The organism is Methanobrevibacter sp., assembly GCF_045603845.1.
GTDB lineage: Archaea > Methanobacteriota > Methanobacteria > Methanobacteriales > Methanobacteriaceae > Methanocatella.
The window spans coordinates 1-15,682 of record NZ_JAZUMY010000105.1 but is presented as its reverse complement, the minus strand read 5'-3'; the positions used below and the strand labels follow the sequence as shown (position 1 = coordinate 15,682).

Annotated in this window: 18 protein-coding genes; 15 read left to right on the top strand and 3 right to left on the bottom strand. The window is 36.9% G+C overall.

Annotated elements, in window-relative coordinates; translation table 11 throughout:
• Positions 1-6: 6 nt before the first annotated feature.
• The 4 genes from ACKI2W_RS10470 to ACKI2W_RS10455 are packed head-to-tail and all read left to right on the top strand — an operon-like array spanning position 7 to position 3,796.
• Positions 7-1,584, top strand: coding sequence for a DUF530 domain-containing protein (locus ACKI2W_RS10470; RefSeq protein WP_407381890.1), 1,578 nt, complete (start codon positions 7-9; stop codon positions 1,582-1,584).
• Between the two features lie 4 nt (positions 1,585-1,588).
• Positions 1,589-2,053, top strand: coding sequence for a hypothetical protein (locus ACKI2W_RS10465; RefSeq protein ID WP_407381888.1), 465 nt, complete (start codon positions 1,589-1,591; stop codon positions 2,051-2,053).
• 51 nt (positions 2,054-2,104) lie between these two features.
• A complete protein-coding gene (locus ACKI2W_RS10460) occupies positions 2,105-3,118 on the top strand; it encodes an MraY family glycosyltransferase (RefSeq protein WP_407381886.1) in 1,014 nt (337 codons plus the stop codon).
• Positions 3,119-3,127: 9 nt separating this feature from the next.
• Positions 3,128-3,796, top strand: a complete 669-nt coding sequence (locus ACKI2W_RS10455) for a 2,5-diamino-6-(ribosylamino)-4(3H)-pyrimidinone 5'-phosphate reductase (RefSeq protein WP_407381884.1) — start codon at positions 3,128-3,130, stop codon at positions 3,794-3,796.
• Between the two features lie 7 nt (positions 3,797-3,803).
• On the opposite strand, the gene ACKI2W_RS10450 is transcribed toward ACKI2W_RS10455, so the two are convergent.
• The 3 genes from ACKI2W_RS10450 to ACKI2W_RS10440 all read right to left on the bottom strand — a co-directional run bounded on the left by ACKI2W_RS10450 (position 3,804) and on the right by ACKI2W_RS10440 (position 6,439).
• Positions 3,804-5,237: a B12-binding domain-containing radical SAM protein gene (locus ACKI2W_RS10450; protein WP_407381882.1), complete on the bottom strand. Its 1,434-nt coding sequence runs from the start codon at positions 5,235-5,237 to the stop codon at positions 3,804-3,806.
• A gap of 75 nt (positions 5,238-5,312) precedes the next feature.
• Positions 5,313-5,777, bottom strand: a complete 465-nt coding sequence (locus tag ACKI2W_RS10445) for a DUF2115 family protein (RefSeq protein ID WP_407381880.1) — start codon at positions 5,775-5,777, stop codon at positions 5,313-5,315.
• The gene (locus ACKI2W_RS10440) at positions 5,774-6,439 is read right to left on the bottom strand and encodes a histidinol phosphate phosphatase domain-containing protein (protein WP_407381878.1); all 666 of its coding nucleotides are present in this window, start codon (positions 6,437-6,439) and stop codon (positions 5,774-5,776) included. Before ACKI2W_RS10440 ends, ACKI2W_RS10445 begins: the two co-directional genes overlap by 4 nt.
• A 65-nt stretch (positions 6,440-6,504) precedes the next feature.
• On the opposite strand from ACKI2W_RS10440, the gene ACKI2W_RS10435 reads away from it, so the two are divergent.
• The 11 genes from ACKI2W_RS10435 (at position 6,505) to rbr (ending at position 15,359) form a co-directional block, all read left to right on the top strand.
• Complete coding sequence (locus tag ACKI2W_RS10435) at positions 6,505-6,990, top strand: hypothetical protein (RefSeq protein WP_407381876.1); 486 nt, start codon at positions 6,505-6,507, stop codon at positions 6,988-6,990.
• Between the two features lie 96 nt (positions 6,991-7,086).
• Positions 7,087-8,310, top strand: coding sequence for an FprA family A-type flavoprotein (locus ACKI2W_RS10430; protein WP_407381874.1), 1,224 nt, complete (start codon positions 7,087-7,089; stop codon positions 8,308-8,310).
• Between the two features lie 103 nt (positions 8,311-8,413).
• Complete coding sequence (locus ACKI2W_RS10425; protein WP_407381872.1) at positions 8,414-8,923, top strand: flavodoxin; 510 nt, start codon at positions 8,414-8,416, stop codon at positions 8,921-8,923.
• On the top strand, positions 8,923-9,327 hold the full coding sequence (locus ACKI2W_RS10420) for a cupin domain-containing protein (protein ID WP_407381870.1): 405 nt from the start codon (positions 8,923-8,925) through the stop codon (positions 9,325-9,327). Before ACKI2W_RS10425 ends, ACKI2W_RS10420 begins: the two co-directional genes overlap by 1 nt.
• A 36-nt stretch (positions 9,328-9,363) precedes the next feature.
• Positions 9,364-10,197 (top strand): pantoate kinase, encoded by an 834-nt coding sequence (locus tag ACKI2W_RS10415; RefSeq protein WP_407381868.1) that lies wholly within the window; start codon positions 9,364-9,366, stop codon positions 10,195-10,197.
• A 3-nt stretch (positions 10,198-10,200) separates the two neighbouring features.
• Positions 10,201-10,716 (top strand): SAM-dependent methyltransferase, encoded by a 516-nt coding sequence (locus ACKI2W_RS10410; RefSeq protein WP_407381866.1) that lies wholly within the window; start codon positions 10,201-10,203, stop codon positions 10,714-10,716.
• Between the two features lie 160 nt (positions 10,717-10,876).
• Positions 10,877-11,668 carry a 2-amino-3,7-dideoxy-D-threo-hept-6-ulosonate synthase gene (locus ACKI2W_RS10405; RefSeq protein ID WP_407381864.1) on the top strand — a complete coding sequence of 264 codons (792 nt, stop codon included), beginning with the start codon at positions 10,877-10,879 and terminating at the stop codon, positions 11,666-11,668.
• A gap of 9 nt (positions 11,669-11,677) precedes the next feature.
• A complete protein-coding gene (locus ACKI2W_RS10400; protein ID WP_407381862.1) occupies positions 11,678-12,808 on the top strand; it encodes a 3-dehydroquinate synthase II in 1,131 nt (376 codons plus the stop codon).
• 9 nt (positions 12,809-12,817) lie between these two features.
• A complete protein-coding gene (gene thpR, locus ACKI2W_RS10395; protein ID WP_407381860.1) occupies positions 12,818-13,375 on the top strand; it encodes an RNA 2',3'-cyclic phosphodiesterase in 558 nt (185 codons plus the stop codon).
• 4 nt (positions 13,376-13,379) lie between these two features.
• Positions 13,380-14,744 (top strand): CCA tRNA nucleotidyltransferase, encoded by a 1,365-nt coding sequence (gene cca, locus ACKI2W_RS10390; RefSeq protein ID WP_407381858.1) that lies wholly within the window; start codon positions 13,380-13,382, stop codon positions 14,742-14,744.
• A gap of 66 nt (positions 14,745-14,810) precedes the next feature.
• Positions 14,811-15,359 carry a rubrerythrin gene (rbr, locus tag ACKI2W_RS10385; RefSeq protein WP_407381856.1) on the top strand — a complete coding sequence of 183 codons (549 nt, stop codon included), beginning with the start codon at positions 14,811-14,813 and terminating at the stop codon, positions 15,357-15,359.
• Positions 15,360-15,682 lie beyond the last annotated feature (323 nt).

The window sequence follows — 15,682 nt, the reverse complement described above, 5'->3', positions numbered from 1 at the left end:
ATTAACATGGAAGAATCTGTCTTAGTAATTAAAGCTGAGGAATATTTAAAAGAAATCTCTTCTGATAATATCAGTTTGGATAATATTGAAGAATTTGATAATTTTAAAAACCTCTACTTTAAGCTAGATGACAGATTAGAAACTTTAAAACAGCTTAGGAAAGATATGGAAGTACAGGGATACAGTACTCCATTCGCTTCCTTAAACAAATATGGAAATAAGTCTGTAGGTGAAGTTTCCCTCGAGGAAGTAAGCGAGAACAGCCGCCATAACCAGATGTTTAGGAATAAGGCAAACGCCAAGAAAAATATTCTGGATAGGGTAAAGTCAGCTATAGACTCACACCAAATCGCCATAGGCCATCTTGAACAATTCGGATACTTGAAATGTAATTCCTGCTATAAAAAATATTCAATGTCCGAATATAAACAGCTTAACGGAAAGTGTACCTGTAAGGCGGAATCATTTTCATTTAAAATAAGCAGGCAAAATGTCTATAGGGTTGAAATTATTCCATATTTACCGTTGTCCGGTAATTATCGTGTATTGATGGCTGAATTGTCCAGATATGGTAGAAATTCATTTAAAAAAGTTATAAATGCACTTAAACAGGAACGTACCGGACATGTCAAAACAATATCACCGCTATTCAGATATAAGGATAAAAACAATCGCTGGTTAAGAAAAAGAGTCACTTTTGATTCCGAATTTGTTGATAACTACGAAGAGGAACTTAGGAAAAAATATGGAAAGAATGTGAGAATTGAAAAGCTGGAATTCCACAGGACAAGACCGGCAATTATTGATGACAAGCATGCCAGAACTGCTATTGCGCTAGGTTATGTTAGATATGCTGAAAATATTATAAATTCAATTCGTGATGATATTTTTAAAAGGCAGTTAACTGATTTTAAACGAATAAATACCTATGATGAGATTATTCATAAGTATAGCAACTACACTCCAAATTTCATAGATTCATTTGACATTGCTGAAATTGAAAACTGGAGAGAAAACAAAATCAATGAAAGTTTTAGAAAGCTTCGCTATTTAAATCGTTATGGTGAACTGAACAGGTCACTTAAAAGGGATTTGAAAACCCGTGAAACGATTGAACGAACGATATTTGAAAATATTGCTCCTGCACTGATCAGCTGGGATATATTCAGGTATTATCTGACGACTTCAGTTTCAAACCGTAAGTTAAGAACAGGACCGTTTCCATATATTCGTGTGGAATTGGACCGCCAGCAAAGGAGGGTTTTCCAGAAGACCTATCCTAATGTCACAGATATTTTAAATCAGTTCAGCGATATCAGGATTCTTGATGTTGAGGATAAGGATTTGATTTTATATGAAAAGTTCAAGTTTGAAAAGCAGATGAAAAACCTGAATTTCAAGATAAATCATCCTGCTCTTGGTGCGGCCCATCTTCATTTGAACAGCGGCATAGACCTTGAGGATATAAGCAATTCATTCAATGTTAACGAGTCTAAAATCAGAAAGGAAATTAAGCACATTGAAAACATCAAAAATCCGAAGTCAGACAAGTCCAAAAAATTCCTGGATTTAATTAAGGGGTAGTTTTATGGATGAAAACATTACCAGTATTCATATTACCGAAACGTTATCTTTATCCAAGGTAATGACTCTTTTAAATGATTATCCTAATCTTGAAAAGATATCCTGCAGTCCCAGCGTTTATAATAGGACTTCTGAAAAGTATATTGATGCCTTAAATCAGCTGGATGTTGATGTTGTTAAGGAATATCATTGGGGCGCTTCTAAACAGTCCTGTGATTATGAGCAGGAACTTCTGGATTTGGCCAGTGAAGGTTATAAGGCTCGTGAAATTGCCGAAATTTTAGACATCACTATCAACAGGGTTTATTATTTGCTTAGAAGAAATAAAACCAAATTGGATACCAATACCAAAAAATATGATTATGATGAGGTCAAATCCTTAAAGGAATCCGGCCTCAAGCCTAAGGAAATATCTGAAAAATTGGATATTCCAATCAGGACAGTCTATTATATCTTGAATAAAAAATAATCGCAAATTATTTTTTTAACTATTTATATATTATATAATTAAGTGATTGTTATGATGATATTACCTCAACTACCGTTATATGTTATAGCTATAATCTGTGGCCTGTTTTCTTTTTTAGTCACCAGATTATCAATGCCCAGAATTATTAAGAAGTTGAAAGATGCCGATATTGTAGGCAGGGACTTGCACAAGTCCTGGCATCCTGTCGTTGCTGAAATGGGCGGATTCGGAATCCTTTTCGGTTTCACAATAGGAATGTTTTCAGGAATTTATATGCACGATATTCTGGCATTTCCTTTATGCATTGTTCTTATTGTTATACTGCTTGTAGGGATTATCGGAATTGCTGATGATTTGCTTGTTCTGTCATCAAAAGAAAAATTGTTCCTGTTGTTTTTGGCAGGTCTTCCTTTGATTTGGGCTGCTCCATCCAATGTTGGTATTTTATATCTGATTTCCATTCCGATTGCTCTTTCAATCGGTTCCAATCTCACTAACATGTTGGCGGGCCTTAACGGTATTGAATCAGGTTTAGGTATTATCTCTCTTGCATCTCTTACAATTGCTTGTATTATCTTAGGAAAATATGACGTGACAATTGTCAGCATGAGCATGCTAGGAGCATTGATTGCATTTCTATACTATAACAAGTATCCGGCCAAAATTTTCCCCGGCGACACCGGTACATTAATCATAGGTGCTGCAATCGTATCCATCGCATTCATCGGTCGTGTAAAACTTATTGCACTGATTGTTCTGATGCCGAACATCATCGATGCTGCCATGAAATTCTACAGTGCAGGCGTAATGGAGCGTCAGCAGTTCAAACCGACACAGGTAAGCGATGACGGTAAACTGATAAGGCCTGAAACAGGTTTCAAGTCATTAATCAGATTTGTTATTAGAAAGCCTATTACTGAAAAGCAGGCTGTCCGTATTATTTGGGGAATCGGTTTGATTTTTGGTATTTTAGGTATATTCGTTGCACTGACAATGCCTGGTGTAATAGGCAATCAGACATTGGCAAACTTCCTTCAGATTAAAGAGATGTTCTATCACATATGAGGTGATTTTATGAAACCTTACGTTATTTTAAATGCAGCTATGACACTTGACGGTAAGATAGTCACTGCAAACAACAGTTCAAACATATCCGGAGAAGAAGATTTGAAAAGAGTTCATGAACTCAGAAAAGAAGTGGATGCAATAATGGTGGGCATAGGAACAGTATTGGCAGATGATCCAAGACTTACTGTTCATAAAGTTGATGCAAATCCCGAAGATAATCCCGTTCGTGTGGTTGTTGACAGCAGATGCAGAACTCCAATAGCTGCCCGTATTACAAACAAGGACGCCAAAACAGTAATCGCAGCAGCAAATGAGTTTAAATATGACTTCTTGGTAAGTGACAGATATAATGTCTTCAAACAGAGGGGAGTTGAATTCTTCTTCAGCGGTGATAAAAAGGTGGATTTAACTGCATTAATGGATTACCTTGCTGGTCAGGGAATAAAAAAACTCATGCTTGAAGGGGGCGCAACCCTGAACTTTGCAATGATTAAGGAAGGCCTAATCGATGAAATAAGAATCTGTGTGGCACCAAAAGTCGTTGGCGGTGTTAATGCAAAGACATTATTCGATGGTGAAGGCTTTGCCACAATGGATGAAGGAGTCAATCTGGAGTTGACGGATTCATTTAAATTGGGAAAAGATTTGATTTTGACATATAAAGTTTTAAAATAGGATATTATTAATATCCCTTATTATTTATATTGGTTTTGTTGTAATCGGTATTTCCGTTTGTCTGGCGGGATATGATTTGTCTTGCAACTCCAAATATAGTTTTCAAAAGTATTAAACCATCCTGTGAAACCTGTTTTATAAGGTAACCTGGCCTTAAATAAAATTTGAGAAATGCCTTTTTCTGTATGCTTCTAAGTTCCTTGTTGGAGCAGTCAATTGTCTCTAAAACCGGATCGATTAAAGTGAATTTTGACCAGTCTTTGATTTGTATCAGATTTTTCTTGAATGTTTCATTGTAAAAGCGAGTTCCCGGATATGGGGTAGCTAGGCTGTAAAGCGCATAGTTAGGATTTAATTCCTTTACAAAATCAATTGTCTTCTGAATGGATTTTTTGGTATCTTCAGGCATTCCGATTACGCATGATGCAATGGTTCTGATTCCAACCTTGCGGGCTAGCTTGAATGCTTTTTCGGTTTTTGATATTGTGATGTTTTTGTTCATCTTTTCAAGCATTTGCTGGTCTGCACTTTCAACACCAATAAATATTGTTATGCAGCCGGAATCTTTCATTAACTGCAGAATCTCTTCGTCCAATGTGTCAACTCTTGAAGTGCAGCCCCACCAGAATTTGAGATTTCTTCTTTTGATTTCATTGCAGAAATCCCTGACGAATTTCTTGTTTAATGTGAATGTATCATCCATAAATGCGATGGTATCTATATTTTCCTCTTTAAGCCTCATTTCTATTTCATCACAGACGTTGGTGTATGATCTTCTTCTCAGATGATTTCCGTGCAATGCCGCTGATGAACAGAATGAGCACTGCATAGGGCATCCTCTGGTTGTGATGATTGTTGCGACATTTGTTGTGATATTCAAAATCCTGTATTTTTCCATCGGGAACAGGTGAAACGCCGGAAACGGTAATTCGTCCAAATCCTTAATTATCGGCCTGTCTGGAGTTACAATTAATGAATCGTCACTTTCATCCAGAAATGCCAGGCCCTGAACATTAACCAGATCCCTGCCATTTTCTATGGACTGAACCAGTTCAAGCATAGTATATTCCCCTTCGCCACGAACAACAATATCTACGCTAGGCTCTTTCAGCACGCTTTTATATTCAAATGTCGGGTGATATCCTCCCAAAACAACAATGGTATCGGGTTTAACATTTTTGATTTTATCTGCTGAATCAAGTGCAACTCCGATTGTTGGGGTAAGGGCGCTTATTGAAACGATATCAGGATTTCTCTTTTGAATTTCTTCACCTATTTCATCATAACTCAATTCTAAAGCCGAAGCATCCAGTACATCGACGTCATAACCGTTCTTTTCAAGCACTGCCGCCATATAACCTATACCTAATGAAGGAGCAACAACGCCCAAAAATTTGTATTTTGAGTTAGTCTGCGGGGGATTCAAAAAAGTAATCTTCATTTAATCACATCATATAATATTAATCAAAAACACTTTATTAAATTTTTCTATTGGCACATATTTGATTATAAAGTATTAAAACATTCCGAAATAGCTTTCATTTTGGCAAACACAGTATCTGCAGAGGGATTGCTTGTCACGAATGGATATGATTCTTTGCTTGCAGTAATACTTGTCATCTAAAATATAGACCTGATCCTTTTTGTTCTCAGTGAATGGGTGTAATGGCTTTTTAGCTATTAATGCGAGGTATAGTGAGAGATATTTGGTGAATTCCCTTGTTTCAATATCTCCTCCGGCATATGTGTCAAAATAATAGTCAATATCGTTTTTAAGGTTCTCAATGACTCCATCCTTAATGTCAAAGTCATCAGTTATTTGAAGTGAATAGATTTCATCATAGCTTTCGCAATTGTATTTTGCCAGTTTTTTAACCAGAGGGTCCTTATACCTGTCGTCAGTTACCTTATTTCTTAAATATTCGATAGGATAATCTTCAAGCTCTTCTCTAATTGTTTCAAGTAGCTCAGATGCTTTCATAAAATTCCTCTACTTTTCAGCAGTTGGCGTGGATTGTCTACAATAGCTTTCATGGCCTCTTCATCGCTTAAACCGGCACCTCTAGCTATTTCATATGATTTTTCAAATGTTATCAAATCATCAGGTGAGTGCGTATCTGTATCGACGATAAGTTTGTTTCCCACTTCACGTGCAATGCTTGCAACATGGCCGTTTCCCAAACAGTGTCCTTTACGTGCGCTGATTTCCAAATAAATATCATTTTCAAGTGCAAGTTCGGCTTCTTCTTTTGTAATAAGTCCCGGATGGCCTAATATGTCCACATATTTAGACTGTACCGCAGCAAGGTTTGTTCCCGAAGTCACAGGTTCGTTCAATGTTTCACCGTGGACAACAACAATTTTAGCACCTAACTCTTTTGCCCTTTTTGCAATTCCGTCAATTGATTCTACAGGCGCATGGGTTACTTCAGCACCTAAAACGACTGTAATGTCCCAGTTTGAGTTAATGTCATCAATTGCGGATTGTATTTTTGGAATTTCATCAACATTATAATAATCCACATGATCGGTAATTGCTATTACTTCATGATTTAGCTTTAAAGCTCTTCTGGCTAGTTCTGAAGGCAATAATTCACCGTCACTAAATAAACTGTGCATATGTAAATCTATTCTTTTATTCATTTTTTTAAACCTCAAAGTTATATATTGGGTGTCATATCATATAATTATTATAGGATGGGGGTAAAATGAAAAACAAAACTATTCTTTCTTTAATGGCAATTTTTTTAGTATTGGGCAGTGCCGCCTTTGCATATGCTCAGGAAGTTAATTATGATGGATTTGGCCTGCAGTTTGCTGACGATGACTTTAAGGTCAATCAGACCAACAATACCAGTGTGGTTTTACAAAATGAAGAAGAGCAGATTATCATAACCAGTGAAATCACAGGAAATGATTCTGTAAATTCATTTTTAGGCAATCAGGGTTTCAATTTGACCGAATCAACTCATGTCGAAACAAAAATTTCCAGCACACAGTCAGCAAGCTTCGGGTATGAACTGAATAAATATGTCAAAAACCATGGGGCTGCTTCAGCGTTTTTCTTAAACAAGAACGATAAGAATTATACAGTCATTGTAATGGATAATGATGTCGATGCTGATGATGATTTTGACACCTCTGATGCAATGGATGTGGCAAATGACATTGTAAAATCAATAATGTTGGCTTAGACATTATTTTTTCTTTTCTTTTTTTTTCTTTCAACTACTTTTATATACTAACATTGATATAATTTTTAATAACTGAAATTTTAAGGAGATTTTATTATGAAAGCTAAAGCGGCAAAAATCGCAGAAGGTGTTTACTGGGTTGGTGCTCTCCACTGGAACAGCAGAACTTTCCACGGATATGGAATTCCAGGAACTACCTACAATGCATACTTGGTATTTGGTGAAGAGAAAACTGTATTAATCGATAACGTCTATGGCGGATTGGATAATCAGTTATATGGAAGAATTGAGGATGCATTTGCTCAGGAAGGAAAAGATATTCAAATTGACGTATTTGTGCAAAACCACTCTGAAATGGATCATTCCACTCATTTGAGAGAAACTATCGAAAAATACAATCCTGAAGCTGAAATCTACGCTTCCCCTAATTGTGCTAAATTTTTGGAACAGCAATACCATAATTTTGGAGACTTGGAAATCAACACTGTTCAAACCGGTGATGAACTGGACATTGGAGGAAGAACTTTAGCGTTCGTATCTGCTCCTATGCTGCACTGGCCTGACAGCATGTTCACTTTCCTGGTTGAAGAAGGTATTTTATTCTCCAACGATGCGTTCGGTCAGCATGTATGTCATTCCAAAAGGTTTGATGAGGATTATTCTTTAGATATTTTGGAAAAGGAAGCACAAAAGTATTATGCTAATCTTGTAACCTTAGGTTCTCCGATGCTCAGGATGAAATTGCAGGAACTGACTGATAACGGTATTGTGGATCAGATTAAGATGATTGCACCTTGTCACGGTCAAATCTGGAAAAACCCTGGATTTATTATTGATTTATATTCCAAATGGGGCTCAGGTGTCTGCAAAGATAAGATTACTGTTATTTATGATACAATGCACCATTCAACTGAGAAATTGGCTTTCCAGATTGCTGAAGGTATTGCAAGCGAAGGCGTTGAGGTTGCAATGTACTTTATGCAGCATGACGGACCGGATGATGCCATTACTGATATCCTGGATTCCAAAGCTATCGCTTTAGGTGCTCCTACCATGATGAACAAGCCTTTCCCTCGTATCGGAAACATGCTTTACTGGCTGGACTGCGTTAACTTCAAAGGAACTACCAGCGAGAAAAACGCTTTGATATTCTCATCCAAAGGATGGGGTGGAGGAGCTGTTAAAAAACTCCAGGCAGACTTGGAAGCTGCAGGATTTACTGTAACCGATACTTTGGATGTCACTTTCGTTCCTGATGAGGATGTTCTTGAAGAGGCATTCAATAAGGGCGCAGAGCTTGCAAGATCAATCAAAGAATAATTTCATTTTATTCTTTATTTTTTTTCATCATTTGATTGTTGTGTTTCGCAACATTTATATATTAATTGTTTCAGATATAATTATAACAAAGAAGGTGTAAATTATGGCAAACAGTTTAGTAATTTATTTTTCTCGCTCAGGTGAAAACTACTTTGGCGGAGAACTAAAAAACATTGAAAAAGGAAATACGGAAGTTATAGCAGAATATATCAAAGAAGAAACCGGTGCAGACTTATTCAAAGTCGAACCTGCAAATGAATATCCAGCAGATTACATGAAATGTATTGATGTGGCCAAAAAGGAACAGCAGGATGGTGCAAGGCCTGAAATCAAAGAAACATTAACAGATATATCTGAATATGACACCATCTACATCGGATTTCCAAACTGGTGGGGAACCCTTCCGATGCCGATGTGGACACAACTGGAACAGCTTGACTTTGCTGGAAAAGCCGTAAAACCGTTCGTCACACATGAAGGATCAGGATTCGGCTCATCACAAAGGGACTTGAAAAAACTCTGCGAAGGTGCGGATATCAAGAAAGGATTGTCAATTCCTGGTGGAAACGTCTATGAAGCACAGGACAGCGTAAAACATTGGGTGAACGAATAATGTCTGAGGAAATCCTTTTCGGAAAAGGGGATGAAAATCCCTTCGGGGAATTTTTCACAGGAAAAAGCTACCTGAACATCCTCACGCAGGTTGGGGAAGTGATGGTGGCAAATGTCACTTTCGAAGCCGGGTGCCGAAACAACTGGCACATTCATCATGCCGATGAAAACGGAGGTCAGATACTGCTTGTAACCAAAGGCGAAGGATGGTATCAGGAAGAGGGCAAAGCTGCCCGTAAACTAAAGCCTGGTGATGTCGTATCCATTCCGCCAAACGTTAAACACTGGCATGGAGCATCAAAAGACTGCGAATTCACACACATAGCTATTGAAGTTCCGGGTGTTAACCCTGAAAACGAATGGTGTGAAGAAGTCAGCGATGAAAAGTATGATGCTTTAGAATGAACATATTTATTAAAAACCATTACCATATTATTTTTTATGAGCGTTTCAGTTTTCACACCTGCACATATTACTGGTTTTTTCAGCATAGAAAACAATGAGGATTCCTTGAAAAACGGATCCTGCGGTGCCGGATTTCTTCTTGACAGGGGAGTTAAAACTACCGTTAAAGACTCTGTCGAATTTAAAGTTAACATTAACCAGGGTTCGGAAATTGTGATTAATGAGGTTTTAAAGCATTTTGATATTAACTCTCCCTTTGAGATTGTTCAGGATATTCAGCTTCCAATCGGTGCGGGCTTTGGAACTTCAGCGGCATCCGCCTTAAGCCTGTCTTTGGCATTGAACGAATTTTTCGATTACGGCTATTCCTCTGTGGAATGCGGACAGATTGCTCATAGTGTTGAGGTTTCTCTTGGAGGAGGTCTGGGTGATGTTATTGCACAAACTGGTTCGGGATTGGTTTTGCGAACACAACCTGGCGCTCCGGGCATCGGCAAAATCAAGTCTTTTGATGAAAATCTCTTCATTGCCACCAAATCCTTTGGCGAAATTGATACGGCATCCATTATTCGAAATCCTAATCATAAAAAGGTAATTTCTCAAAATGGCCGCAGGTGTCTTGAAGAATTTAAAAATGATATGTCTGTAGATAATTTTCTGGAGCTTTCTTTAAGATTTTCTAAAAATACGAAACTGATGACAGACGAAGTAAAATCTCTTATTGATTATTTTAATTCTATGGATGATATTTTAGGAAGTTCAATGGCAATGCTGGGAAATACTGTATTTGCCTTTGCAGATAATGAAAGCACTTTCAAAAACTCAGGTATTGAAAACTTGAATATAGATAAACTTTACTCAAAGAGGTAATTTATGATAAAACTAAGTTATGACGTATCGAACTACCGAAGACAAATCATGGAAGCCGTTAATGACGGTGACTGTGTGATTGAACTTGGATGCCATATGGGAAACACTTCAAAGGTTATTTTAAAGAAAAATGTGAAATTGATAGCTCTTGACAATTCACCTGAAGCCGTAAATGAAATGTCCAAGCTTGATTTGACATTCATCAATGCTGATGTGCGCCTTCATGACACATTATCAGAAGTATTTGAATTAACTCAAAGATGTGATATCTTAGCTATTGATTTGGGTGGAGGATATCATCCCGACACAGTTTTCAAGGTATTTTATATATGGTCATCAACATTCAAGCCCAAACATACATTCATAAGAAACAGGGGGCTTGTCGAGTTTTACAATTCAGTAGCAGATGCTGCAGGTGACTACAAATCCCATGACGGTTTTCTTGATTCATATAAGGACAGTGGCATTCCGCCTCAAATAAAGGAATTTGATTTATGGACACCAATGCCTAAAAAATAAGATAACTGACACAGGCTTTTTTTTAAACATCATTCAATCTTCAAATCACGATTTTGAAAACAATTAAAATGTTAATATCTTAAAAGTACACTATTGTACAATTAAACTATATATAACATCACAAATATATTATATAATGTTATTTAATGAGGTAATTTAAATGATTGGTAAAAAAATTCGTTTAGAAAGAATTTTCAATAGGAATACTGGAAGAACAGTAATCGCTCCAATGGATCATGGTGTTTCCAGCGGACCTATTAAAGGAATCGTAAATATAGATGATACAGTTGAAGAAATCTCCCAGGGAGGAGCAGATGCAATATTGATGCATAAAGGAATTGTTCAAAGAGGTCACAGAGGATACGGTAAGGACATAGGTCTTATTGTACACTTGTCTGCAAGTACTTCCCTTGCACCTGATCCAAACGACAAAGTAACCGTAACTTCCGTTGAAAAGGCAATTCAATTAGGTGCAGACGCAGTATCCGTACATGTAAACCTCGGAAGCGAAACTGAAAGTAAAATGTTACAGGAATTGGGAGAAATCGCTGAAACATGTGATTACTGGGGAATTCCGCTTCTTGCAATGATGTACCCTCGCGGACAAAAAGTCGACAATGAAATGGATGTGGAATTCGTAAAACACGCTGCCCGTGTAGGTTCAGAATTGGGTGTTGACATTGTAAAAACCAACTATACCGGAGACCCTGACTCATTTAAGGAAGTAGTTGAAGGAGCTCTTGTGCCTGTAGTTATTGCAGGAGGACCAAAAGTTGACACTGATGAAGAATTATTGACTATGGTAAAAGATTCCTTAAGCGTTGGCGGAGCAGGTGTGGCATTCGGACGTAATCTTTTCCAAGCTAAAAATCCTGGAAAAATTACAAGGGCAATTTCAGAAGTTGTACATAATGATTTAGAAGTGGAAGAAGCTTTAAAATTCTTAGATTAAGGTGATTTAATGCAAAATAAATTCGCTTGGATAATGACTCCGGACCTCCCATGGGATGACAGAAAGGAAATGATAACAACAGCCCTTGAATCAGGCATCAGCTATGTGCTTGATTTGGAGTATAGTGAAAAAATCCGCAAACTGGGCAATGTCAATATAGTTTCAAACGAAGAAGATGCAGACATCTATCTTGTGGGAATCGATGGTGAAGGCGACGGGTCAATTGATTTGAGTGAAAATTTATCAGACTCTACCGATTTGGCCAATGCAAAAAAGGCCAAAAGTGAAGGTAAAACAGTTTGTGCATACATTAAAATCACTGACAAGTTACATGAACAGCTTGCAGTAAAACTAGGACCAATCGTTGATTACATCATTCTTGTAGGAACCGACTGGACAGTCATTCCTTTAGAAAACATTATAGCTGACCTTCAGAATGTTGACGTTGAAATCATCGCTGCAGTAAACGATGCAGAAGGGGCCAAACTTGCTTTGGAAACCCTGGAACATGGAACTGACGGCGTAATATTTGAAGCAAACGACTTTGCACAAATCAAGGATATTGCATCAGAAGTCGACAACGCATCCAAAGTCAAATATGACCTGAAAATCGCAACGGTAACCAATGTGAAGCCATTGGGATCCGGTGACAGGGTATGCGTCGACACAACAGACATGATGCAGCCTGGAGAAGGAATGCTTATAGGTTCATATTCAAAATCACTGTTCCTTGTCCATTCAGAATCACTGGAAAGTGAATATGTGGCTTCAAGACCATTCCGGGTAAATGCAGGTCCGGTTCAGGCATATGTTATGGTTCCGGGAAACAAAACCAGATATCTTGCCGAGCTTGTAGCAGGAGATGAGGTGCTTATAGTAAACACCAAAGGTGAAACCAGAACAGCATATGTCGGAAGAAGCAAAATAGAAAGAAGACCATTGATATTAATAGAAGCAGAATATGAAGGAAAGACCATAAGAACATTACTTCAGAATGCTGAAACAATAAGAATTGTTGATGCTGACGACAATCCTTTATCTGTTGCCGATGTAAAGGCAGGAGATAAGGTAAAAGTCTATATTGAAAAAAGCGCAAGGCATTTCGGTATAGCTATTGACGAAACAATTATTGAACAATGAGGAATTTTAATGTCACAAATCAGAGCGTTTTTAGCAATTGACCTTGATGATGATTTAAAACCTAAAATCCACAAAATCATTAAGGAATTCAAGCAAATAGATGCCAATATCAAATATGTTGACCTGCAGAATCTGCATTTCACCTTGAAGTTCTTCGGAGACATTGACACCGACGGAATAGATTTGATATCATCAAAGATAGAAAATGTCATCAAAGATTTCGATTCTTTCAATATTAGAATTAAAGGATGCGGAGCATTTCCAAATAAGAATCGCATAAAGGTTATCTGGGTAGGTCTTGACGAGGATGAAATCCTTAAAGACTTGCATGATAAGCTTGATAAACAGTTCAGTTCAATAGGCTTTGATTTGGATAAAAAATTCTCTTCACATTTAACCATTGGCCGCATGAGGTCTGCAAAAGGCAAAGACAAAGTTAAAAGTACTATAGAATCATATGATGATGTTGAAATAGGATCAATGGAAGTCAACAGCATCGTATTAAAGAAAAGTACCTTAACTCCTTCCGGACCAATCTATGAAGACTTAATCGAATATAGGTTATGATTTAATGGATTATAAACTTATTTTGGATGAAATAAAACCTACAGAAGAGGAAAAAAATAAAGTTAAGGAAGTATCCGGAAAGCTTCTTGACTTTTTAAATGACAAAATCCATATTGCAGGCATTGATGCCGAAGCCGTTCTGGTTGGATCAGTTGCTAAAAGGACATACCTTAGGGGAAAATCAGACATTGATATTTTCATAGCCTTTCCATTGTCAACGGATAAGAAGGATTTAAAAGATATGGGACTTGATTTGGCTCATGAATGCTGTGATGCATTCAACGCCGAGCCACATCACCAGTTCGCATCACACCCTTATGTAACTACAGAAATCGACGGCTTTAAGATAGATTTCGTTCCATGTTACAGCATTGAAGACGGAAGTCAGCTTAAATCTGCAGTTGACAGAAGCATTCTCCATACAAAATATGTCCAGGCAAACCTTAAGGAAGGTCAAAACGATGAGGTATTGCTTTTGAAAAGGTTTATGGACATGACAGGAACCTATGGCTCTGAATTCAAGGTGGGCGGATTTGCAGGATATCTGTGTGAATTGCTGATAATAAAATATGGAACTTTTGAAAACACATTAATTGAAGCTTCAAATTGGCAATTTGGCCATATTATAGATTTGATGGATTACGGAACCGCAAATAATTTCAAAGATCCTCTTGTTTGCATCGACCCGACAGATAAGAATCGTAACGTGGGTGCTGCCTTGAGACTGGATAAATACTCACAGTTCATCCAATCTGCCAGAAACTATTTAAGTTCAGATAAAAAGTCAGATTATTTCCATCCTTTGGCTAAGAATCTGGATAATGATGCTATTCTGGATGAATTTAAATCACGCAAAAGCAATATCATAGCCGTTAAATTCAATATTCCTAAGATTCCTCTGGATACGCTACATCCTCAGCTTAAAAAAACCACTGATTCATTGGAGAGGATTTTAAATTCAAATGACTTTCTGGTTTTCCAGTCAGGATACTGGACAGATGAGGAAAATTTCGCTGTTATTCTTCTTGAATTGGCAGTATTTAAATTAAATGATATCAAAATACATCAGGGACCAAGGATCTTCATTAAACAGGCATGTGACAATTTCATTGAAAAGTTCGGACTTGAAAACTGTTATGTTTTGGATGATTACATGGTTTCAAATGTCAAAAGACAATTCACCACACCACAGGACTTCATTAATCATTTACTGACTGATGAGTATATTTCACTCATCAAGGTTGGAAAGAACCTTATAAAGCCGATATTGGAAAGTTATGAAATCTTAAATATTGAAGATTTAACAGGCAATGACTTACTTGTCTTTTTGGATGATTTTCTATATCCCAATCAGCATATCAGACGTTAAGTTACCGTTCAATCACCAAATGCTTAAATATTATAAAAAAGCCTTTTAAATCTACAGGTGATTATTATGCACAGTAAATTGAAAGGCACAAAAACCGAAGAAAATCTTTTGACTGCTCTTGAAGGAGAGTCACTTGCACGAGTGAAATACGAATTCTATGCTTCACAGGCCAAAAAAGACGGTTATGTTCAGCTGTCTGAAATTTTCAAAGAAACCTCAGACAATGAAAAGGAACATGCAAAAGTCTGGTTCAAATTATTGCATGGCGGTGAAATGAAAGACACCTTAACCAATCTCAGTGAAGCCATTTCAACCGAAGAGTACGAATGGTCTGACATGTATATGAATTTTGCCCGTGAAGCAAAAAAAGAAGGCTTTGATGATATTGCTCATTTGTTTGAGTTAACGGCAGCTATTGAAAGGTCACATGAGAGAAGATACAAGACTTTTGTTAAAAATATCAAAAACGGATCCGTATTTGAAAAGGACAGTGAGATTGTTTGGAAATGCGGCAACTGCGGAAATCTGCATTATGCCAAATCTGCTCCTGAAGTCTGTCCGATGTGTGACCATCCGCAGGCGCATTACAGAAAAGTGGATGAAAGTTACAAATAATGTTGGAAAACTTTAAACTTCTTTTTTTAATTTTTGACTAGAGATTTAATTTTCTAGATATACGATATAGCTTCGCTAAGGATTAAGTAATGGATATTGCTAAAATTCATATTAATTTTTCCAAATTTTCATCTCATTAGTTAATATTTTATGTAATATTAAAGTTACATATATATAGTATTTCTTACATAATATACTATAATGTTTTGTTGTTAAAATTGTATATCATTTTGATATATTATTTTTCAAATAAAATAAAAATGGTGTCAATAATGAAAAAATTTAATAAAATATGTTATATATTATCTATTTCAATAGTTTTT